We start from the raw sequence: 6,466 nt of genomic DNA on the forward strand, positions 1-6,466 counted from the left end.
CGTTGGGCCGACGAGGGAGCGTCATTATAGGACTCCCCGATGAAGATGCCGTCGCGAGCGGACGTAAGCTCCGTCTCGCGAACGATGTAGAGCCTAGCATTGAGTGTAGCATCCGCCGATGTTTCGGCCAAGTGCTCACCGATAATAACGTATTATCCCACTGCCAACAGGCCAAGCCGACGATTGCACGTACGAGCCTCATAAGGAAATTCCAATTGCATTTATGACGGGAAGGTCGCGCGCGCATTAGGTCCAATCGTTATCAACTAAGCGACCCTCCGCGGCGTTGGATAGCCAAGTTCGGTGCCGCTCGGATGCGAGTGTTAGCGGCTTGAGCGTCACGATCAGACCAACAGGCTGGTAAAGAATAGCTTCGTGATCTCAGCGGCAGGAGGATCGGTATCGTCAGAAGTGAAAATGGTCGTGAATTCATTCCTGCAGTTCCAGCAGCGCCAGAGATCTTGGATCTCCCGCGCACCGATGCGCTCATGCCACTCGAGGTGGACCAATGCAGAGCCACATTGAGGGCAGTTCGTGTGACGTGTCATTGAGACCGACTCCATGTGGCAGCTCGTGTCATTGCGCCAAAAGGCCACAGCCCAAGAAGCCTAGTGTAGCCACCGCTTCGTTGGCGGCTGCGGTGGATGCACCTTTCTGTTCAAACCCTGTGCCAACTGCGACAGCTTGAATAGTAAGAAATATGTTTTCAAGAAAGTGTACCGGGCCGACTGCATGTCAGAAACCGGACAGTCTAAGTCATGTTCGTAAGGTCGCAGATCGGATTGAGTTCTCGTTATGGAAGCATTGGGCAGGATAGTTTGGTGCTGAGTAATGCGCCTTGGGAGGTTTGGCTGATCATAAATGGCCTGATCAGGAGGCTCCCACCTGAACGGGGATCAGCGGATACCCGTGGAAGTGTGAGTTGGATCGCGTGCGGCCGGCGCTCACTGGAGCAATCAGGAGCCGTTAGAGCGGTTCCCGATCAAGGTGGCTTGTGTCCGGCGGCTCCGAACTAGTTGGCGCATTCGAGAGCTTACAGGCGCCGCACCAGGTCGCGGCGACAACGCGCCGGCATGGCGTTTCGCGCTCATTGCTGCTGCGATGGCGACCGTCGTTTCGGCCTGAGCCGAAGGATGCCGCCCATCAACCTGGCTTCGTGCCGGCGGCGGTGGTCGCGGAGTCAGGGCCGACGCCTTGTCCAGTCGCGCCGGCCAGCAGCGGGCCATGAAGCGCAGCCGCTTTTCGGAAGAGAGCGAACGGCGGGCGTGTAAAGCCCTCGGCTGTTGCCGCATGACCATGAGAGGAACCTCTGGTTGACTTAAAGTTTTCGTCGTTTAGCTGGAAGAGAAGTCCTTGGATTATCTCCCGAGACTCCGCTCAAAAATCTCCAACGCCTTCCCGCCTGGGTGAAGGACTACGTCGTGGGCGCCGCCTTTTTGGCGCCCGCTTTTAACGGTAGAGTAATTGCTACCTCGCTGCCGCAGATCGTAAGTAACAAGAATGACGGCCATTGCTATTGCCACGGTCATTGCTGTGAATCCGCGCGATAATCGATGGTGACAACGGCAAGCGCGAAAGTACGCCTAGCAATAACGCGATGGTCGCCACGCTCGCGCTGATGCTCATCATCTATGGTCTCTCGATCCGACAATATGTTTTGATTACGTAATCGGCTGTAAGCAAATCGTCGTGCGTTCTCGCCCCGATGATACCTGTAAGCCGCAAGACTGAAGGAAGCGTTAGCCGCGAGCTAATATTGAACTTAGGGTAAGTCCCCCGGATCGTTGGGTGCATTTCAGCCGCAGCCTCCACATCGAACGCTGCGACAAACCGACCGCTCCAAACTTGGATGATCTCGTTTAGGGGAGACGTCGGCATTAGTTTTTTCTTCGTTGTTATTTGCGCATCGAGCCATTGATAGGCAACCCTAACGCCGTCATCATATTCTAGAAGAAAGAGTTTGACCCGGTTTTTGGCGCGAGCAGTCTCAGTGGCGGTAAGCATATTGAAGCTCCTATAAGCGAAATCGTGTTGGGTGCAGCCCCGCGAGATTAGCGGTCGCGGCAGCTGGTTTACTACTTGACTTGATAGTTGGAGCTGCTTCTGTTGGAAGAGGTGCCGAGTGGAGGCGAAGTGGTACATGGGATGCTTGGCTAAATCCGCGCAGCCGGGCTGAAGCGAGGCATCGTCAACTTGATCGACCGCTGAGCGAGAAGGCGGTTCTCGGAGGTTCGAAACTCGGCGATAAGGCCTGTCGTGGCTATCTCGCGCCAGGTCGCAACGGACAATCCTTACGTAGTTCTTGGAAATGATCTAAATCAATGATCGCTTGCTTGACAGAGGAGCAGTGCGCCAGAATTACCCGGCTGTACGTCCGCCGTGTGAGGGAACGCTTCCGTTCTGGCGAAGATCAATATGTCGTGGCGACAGCGCCACCCCAGCGGTAGTTCAGGCGGACCAAACCGATATCGGTCCTGACTGACATGGGCAGTCCCTGCAAAAGCGCCCGCCGGAACACCTACGAGTCCTGCTGAAAAGAAGAAGTCTACGTCCCGATGACCCATGAACAGGTGGTCGTACTCAATGCCGATGGACCAGTTCGGAGCGAAGCCAAATTCAAGGCCCGCACCTACCGTGCCGCCCCAACGGGTTTCGCTGCCGTTGTCGATAGTGAGCCAGGTCGCAAAATCGGAGACCCGGTATTTGTCGCGGACAACTGCCGCGCCACCTTTCACATAGAGCAGCACGTTATTCCAGGCATAGCCGACTTGCCCCGTGAACAGGCCGAATGCATCAAGCTTGGTTTCATCCTGGGCGCCTGCAAAAGCAAAGTTGGCGTTGGAGCCCTTGAAATCGGCCCAGTTGCCCTGCGCCTCCAACCCGAACACTGAGTTCGCTATTTGCCAGCGATAGCCGATTTGACCGCTGACCGTGCCTCCCGTCGCATTATGGCACCCCATAGCAAAGGGCGGAGCAACGATCACGCCGCCGGCATTGAGCAGGTCCCAGCTCTGATGCGCGGAGCCGCCTCCGCCATTGATGCCGATGTAGAAGCCGCTCCAATCATTGACCGGAATGAGCGCCGGCGGCGTTTTGACGTAGGGTCGCGCGGCCAGATCAGCGGCAGAGGCAGGAGCGGCTAGCGCGATGAAGGCTGCCGTGCCCAGCAGAACTTTTCTCATTCTCTAAACCCAGCTTCGTATCGACTTCCTTGACGGTTAGCAACGAGGATTGCCTGTGACCACCTTCTCGATCAATTCCCAAGGTTGGTAGTTGACTGGGGTACGAGCGTTGCTTCAGCATCTGGAGGATGGCCAAAAGTGCAAGTCTGGACGGTAGCGGATGCTTTGGCCCGCAAGGACGAACGTGTTTAGAACTGTGACTGCGAGGGGCCTCCAGACCATCTTCACCGAGCTCCTCGACATAGCTGACACGCGAGCCGACAGTGATATTCGCGCGACCTTCCAGAACACTGATAACACTGAAGTAGATCTCTTGGGCGTTAGCGCGCTGAAAGGAGCCGAACTCGCCGCCTGGATCGATCCGCACCACGGCCAACCGGCTCTTCATCAGGAGACTTTATGTGGCCGCCGCCCATCAGGTGCTCTTGGTCTTGCAGGCTGACAACGCCCTAAGCCCGGATATGGGCTTCGGCTTCGATCAGTTCGCAATAGCCTCTGGAACAGTGCGCCTACCTGTTGGAAATTAGATGTTGTCGGGAAGGTGTCGGCCACCAGGACATCGAGCGCGGTGTGCGCCGCATGGTTGCCTCCAGATCCAATACGAGCGAAGGATCGCCGCGCGTAAGATCGGCGATTGAGGTTCAATTCGCCGTGTTCGGTCAGGCGGCTTCGGACTCGATCTGAGTGACGTCGCTCGGGGCAGCACCGCCGATCGCGATGCTACGCGGCTCCTTCGCCTCGGGGATTTCGCGCTGCAGGTCGATCACAGGCTGTTCTCGAAGCCGGGGCCCTTGATCCGCCGCTTCGGGGCAAGTGCCGCAATCCGGTTCAACTGATTGCCGCGGCTATAAAAGGGTAATATGGCCGGGTCCAGTGGTCGCGCGGCCGTCTTTTCCGCTATGCTAAAGACGTTGCCAGCCAACTAGGAGCGAAATGCTATGAGCCGCGATGAAATCCCAATGATGGTCGACGTTCTCAAGCAGGCCAAACAGAGCGAGGCCGTTGCGCGCGCCTCCCTTTGGGCGATTGCGAGAATGGCTTATGCTTTGCGGAATGCCGGCATTTTGTCCGATTCAGATGTCGAAAATGCGTTTGATCCAAAAGCGATCGGCTCAGCAATATCTGAAGAGTTTCAAGATATAGCGCAGCAAGCGATAGATCACTTATGTCATCAAAGCTTGGGGCCGGTGGAGCGGCGTTGACACGTCGAGGCGAAAACCTCCGTGAAGAACGCCCCGATTGGAACACTTCGACCTCCTTGGGTGCACACTGGGGTCCCGCCGCTTCCCCAATGACTGGATTTTGGTGCAGCTCCGTCCAAGAAAAGTGTGCTGCGGATCAAGAGGAAGATCAGCGAGCTCTGACGCGGGGCAACAAGGGCGCCTGGCCCGAAGTGCAAGCGCGACTGAACCGCCTTCTGGGCGGCTGGTCCGCTTACTTGAGCTATGGCGCTCTCGCCACGCCCATCAGGTCGTTGATCGGCAGGTCTTCGACCGCGTGCCTCTGGGGCTTTGCCTCCAGCCAGGGGGGCGTATTCATCTCAATTTGCGCGATTTAGCAACTACTCATTTTCTCGGTGCGGGAAGCTGACGCAAGGCGCTACTACCGCAAAACAGGCTTCGTATTTGGCTCCACGAGGGCTGAATAACGGTCCGTGTTTTGGAACGCCACCCCGATGAAGTCTCCCTGTCGCCACATGAGGCGACAAGGAGAGGTGGTGCGAAACCCATCGAAAGAAAGCGAAAACTCCGTCGGCAAAAGCGTGAGTCCGTTAAGCTGAATGCCAGCGCCTCTACTGGATAGATCACGCACCAGGCATGGCTCGGAGGTGATGTGTCCCGGAATTGAGAGAAGAACCTCTCGCCACACCGACTGCCTTTCGAGGGACCGCCGGGACCAATTCTTCCCTTCCCGTTGACGGACCTTTTCTTGCAAATCCTTTAGCTCTCGGTACTGGCGCTCCAGGCTCATATCCCTCATTCTCCGGTATTCTTGTGGGCGCTTCCCACATTATTCCGAAACTCAATAACCATCGCGATAAATTCTGTAGAGCGATCCTCAGGTTGAGGGAATTCCGGACGACTACCGTTTGTGGCCGATCGCGATTTCGCGGTTGGACCCGTAGCTTTCCGGGCCTTGAATGGCACTGCTGACCTCAACGGTGGAGATGGCGGCAATGGTGCAAAAGACGACGGTAGGCCTGTGGCCGCTCGCCGCAGAAAGGACTGTCAGTGGCTGGGGTGGAGGTGTTGTGTAAAGACGATCGTGTAAGGCAAATTGTCCTGCCGGTGTGTTCCTTCAGTATGTCAAAAGGCAGGATTGAGCGGATGGTATTGCCACCGCAGGGCCGGTAAATCTTCATAATACCCCACCATCCTGGTAGGTGCGTCGCAGTTCGCCTTCGGCGATAATGCCTCATCGCGACCGTCACTCGTAAGGGGAGGAAGCATGTGAATCTGCCCACCAAGATTGCCCCCCTCGAATTAACGCCAAGAGATCACCATCCAAGCCGCTAGAATAGCTTTCGCGATAGCCATGACGGAAGTGGTAGCTGCGGGGGCGTTCTTTGCTATCCGCCTTTTGATTCGATTCTACGGATAGGGTCCCGCCGCTCCACCTCCAGCCGAACCGACCACAAATGGAGGCCGTGTCGTGATGGCGAATGAACAGGATGTTATCATTGGACGTATTGCCGAGATCGAGATCGACAAGTCGGCTGCCATCATAGTTGAGCAGATAGATGATGAAATCTCCATTACCATCGCGAGCGTCGTCGGCGTTCACCTCCAGGTGACGGCGGGGCAGGCACGTGAGTTATCTCGATCCTTAGTTGTGGCCGCGGAGAATGCTGAAAAATTCCGCGCGTCAGCCAAGACGTAGTGGCGCCCGCTCCACTATCACCGCGGGATTTCGGTCAGGTTGCGCCATACAAGTCGGCCCGTTGCCCTAGTGAAGCGCGGCAATCTCCTCCAGGCTCTCATCGTTGTCGGTTAAGATGATGACGCCCTCAATCCAATCCTCAATAATGCTGGTTACTGCCGTGGGCACTGGCCAAAGGGGCCGATGGTGATTTCGTGCCCTCGTTCCAATGAGCGTCGCGGTGTACCAGCCGGTTCGGGTGGGATGCCTGTGAGACTTTCGCCAGCGCGCCGCGCCCGTGCTGCCTACGATCCCGGACAGATCGCCAAAGTCACCGCCCTATCCTGGTAGTTGCGCTAGGGCATTCGTCGGGATGATGTATCCCCGTCAGCTTCTTTCGTCGCTGAGGCTGGCTGCGTAGAAGT

Annotated in this window: 6 protein-coding genes; 2 read left to right on the top strand and 4 right to left on the bottom strand. The window is 56.7% G+C overall.

Going from position 1 to position 6,466, the window contains the following annotated elements:
• Window positions 1-344: 344 nt before the first annotated feature.
• From XI03_RS40415 to XI03_RS01905, 3 genes are all read right to left on the bottom strand, one after another.
• On the bottom strand, window positions 345-563 hold the full coding sequence (locus XI03_RS40415) for a PaaD-like zinc ribbon domain-containing protein (RefSeq protein ID WP_442869682.1): 219 nt from the start codon (window positions 561-563) through the stop codon (window positions 345-347).
• 1,755 nt (window positions 564-2,318) lie between these two features.
• Complete coding sequence (locus XI03_RS01900; RefSeq protein WP_333935278.1) at window positions 2,319-3,182, bottom strand: outer membrane protein; 864 nt, start codon at window positions 3,180-3,182, stop codon at window positions 2,319-2,321.
• Window positions 3,118-3,570, bottom strand: a complete 453-nt coding sequence (locus XI03_RS01905; protein ID WP_271591145.1) for a hypothetical protein — start codon at window positions 3,568-3,570, stop codon at window positions 3,118-3,120. The genes XI03_RS01900 and XI03_RS01905 overlap by 65 nt, the downstream gene beginning before the upstream one ends.
• 550 nt (window positions 3,571-4,120) lie before the next feature.
• On the opposite strand from XI03_RS01905, the gene XI03_RS01910 reads away from it, so the two are divergent.
• Entirely contained in the window at window positions 4,121-4,384 is a 264-nt protein-coding gene (locus XI03_RS01910; protein WP_271591143.1) for a hypothetical protein, read from the top strand.
• A gap of 400 nt (window positions 4,385-4,784) precedes the next feature.
• On the opposite strand, the gene XI03_RS40420 is transcribed toward XI03_RS01910, so the two are convergent.
• Window positions 4,785-5,162 (bottom strand): PilZ domain-containing protein, encoded by a 378-nt coding sequence (locus tag XI03_RS40420; protein ID WP_370142757.1) that lies wholly within the window; start codon window positions 5,160-5,162, stop codon window positions 4,785-4,787.
• Window positions 5,163-5,837: 675 nt separating this feature from the next.
• On the opposite strand from XI03_RS40420, the gene XI03_RS01915 reads away from it, so the two are divergent.
• Window positions 5,838-6,062 (top strand): hypothetical protein, encoded by a 225-nt coding sequence (locus XI03_RS01915; protein ID WP_271591144.1) that lies wholly within the window; start codon window positions 5,838-5,840, stop codon window positions 6,060-6,062.
• The last annotated feature ends 404 nt before the right edge of the window (window positions 6,063-6,466 follow it).

Source organism: Bradyrhizobium sp. CCBAU 65884, from assembly GCF_028128835.1.
GTDB classification, from domain to species: Bacteria; Pseudomonadota; Alphaproteobacteria; order Rhizobiales; family Xanthobacteraceae; genus Bradyrhizobium; species Bradyrhizobium ottawaense.

Excerpts from the sequence above, each read along its gene's own strand:
- XI03_RS01900 (WP_333935278.1), bottom strand. The coding sequence starts at position 3,182 with ATGAGAAAAGTTCTGCTGGGCACGGCAGCCTTCATCGCGCTAGCCGCT.
- XI03_RS01905 (WP_271591145.1), bottom strand. The coding sequence starts at position 3,570 with ATGAAGAGCCGGTTGGCCGTGGTGCGGATCGATCCAGGCGGCGAGTTC.
- XI03_RS01910 (WP_271591143.1), top strand. The coding sequence starts at position 4,121 with ATGAGCCGCGATGAAATCCCAATGATGGTCGACGTTCTCAAGCAGGCC.
- XI03_RS01915 (WP_271591144.1), top strand. The coding sequence starts at position 5,838 with ATGGCGAATGAACAGGATGTTATCATTGGACGTATTGCCGAGATCGAG.
- XI03_RS40415 (WP_442869682.1), bottom strand. The coding sequence starts at position 563 with ATGGAGTCGGTCTCAATGACACGTCACACGAACTGCCCTCAATGTGGC.
- XI03_RS40420 (WP_370142757.1), bottom strand. The coding sequence starts at position 5,162 with ATGAGGGATATGAGCCTGGAGCGCCAGTACCGAGAGCTAAAGGATTTG.